Annotated in this window: 1 pseudogene; it reads right to left on the bottom strand. The window is 74.0% G+C overall.

Annotated elements, in window-relative coordinates:
- Positions 1-454 (bottom strand): annotated as a pseudogene (locus RAD16_RS41170) (DNA mismatch repair protein MutS); the annotation flags it as partial.

Below are 454 nucleotides of genomic sequence, written 5' to 3' on the forward strand. Positions count from 1 at the left end.
CGAGCGCGTTCTCGACCACTGGGTGGCGGCCGCCCTCGATCTCGAAGCAGCTATGCTCGACCAGGGCCGGGCGCGTCCAGCCGCCCTCGGCGGCGCGCTCCGCCAGGCCGGCGGCGACGTCGAGCCGGGCAAGTGCGTCGGCGGTGGCGGCGATCGGCTCACGGCGGTCGAGCGCCGCGGTGGTGAGGTCTTCGAGCTGGGCGGCCTCGGCGGCGATGGCGTGGGCGCCGGCCTGAGTCACCTTCACCGCGACATCGTGCAGCGCGGGGGCGTTGAAGCGGACCACGCCGGCGAGCGTCTGGCGGTGGGTGAAGCCGCTGTCCGCCTTCATCAGCGGATCGGCGGCGCGGGCCGGGACCTCGATATGATAGCCGAGCACGCCGTTATGGCGGATCTTGAGCGCCGAGACGCCGGTGGTGCCGCGGAATTCCGCCTCGAGCGCGGCGATGGCCCG

Source organism: Bradyrhizobium sp. 18BD, assembly GCF_054185225.1.